The sequence below is a fragment of the Motilimonas sp. 1_MG-2023 genome, assembly GCF_030547455.1.
In the GTDB taxonomy this organism is placed as follows: Bacteria; Pseudomonadota; Gammaproteobacteria; order Enterobacterales; family CBDFNC01; genus Motilimonas.
In genome coordinates, this window is record NZ_JAUOPX010000112.1 from 1 (window position 1) to 731 (window position 731).

Annotated in this window: 1 protein-coding gene; it reads left to right on the top strand. The window is 46.6% G+C overall.

Annotation, left to right across the window (positions count from 1 at the left end):
- Positions 1-339 precede the first annotated feature (339 nt).
- Positions 340-585: a hypothetical protein gene (locus Q4519_RS21645; protein WP_303515999.1), complete on the top strand. Its 246-nt coding sequence runs from the start codon at positions 340-342 to the stop codon at positions 583-585.
- Positions 586-731 lie beyond the last annotated feature (146 nt).

Here is a 731-nt window from a genome sequence, read left to right on the forward strand (position 1 = left end):
TGGGTGATCGACTTGGGTGTTATCAGGTGATCGGCATCAATGTTATTGGGTGATCGGCATTCATGGGAATATGCACTTATTTTAAAACACAAGACCGCATCGAGCTTTTGCACTCTTCAGTTATATATTCACGCGTGTAAATCAACACGCGCCTAGTACCAATCTACGTGAATAAATCGCTTACTCACTCTTGGTCTCTCTATGGCGCAATACATCATCACCTTATTGAAATTACTACAGTTATAACTTTACCTACCACTGCGCCTATTCTGCCATTTATACAAACTGTGCAGCACATAACTGTACCTTATATCGCGGCGTGCTGCCCGATAAAGCATCATGAACATCACCAAGGATAACGCCACCTTCCGCTATCGCGATGAGCAAACCAAACACTGGAAACAACGCACTCGGGATTATGGTTTTTTACGCGGTAACACCAAAGGATTACTGTACCAAATACAGTGCTTGCTATTGCCGTTGCTGCAACAGCTACTGGGAATTGAGCCACTGAGCCAACCCACGCGCACTTGCCCTTGCTGCCAGCACAGCATGCGCTGCATTGGTATCCTGCGACCGAGGTAGTTCAATCACATCAGGGAAGAAATAAGGATAATGGCCTTCACCACGCCAAGGGCGACAACAAGAGGAATAAACGTAAACGCCCCATGATCCCACGGGCTGATGTTGCTAATGTTTGAAGTTCCAAGGCAGGAGCGCATCGATATCTG

Bases quoted from the DNA above. Each gene is read 5' to 3' on its own strand.
- Q4519_RS21645 (WP_303515999.1), top strand. From the start codon at position 340: ATGAACATCACCAAGGATAACGCCACCTTCCGCTATCGCGATGAGCAA.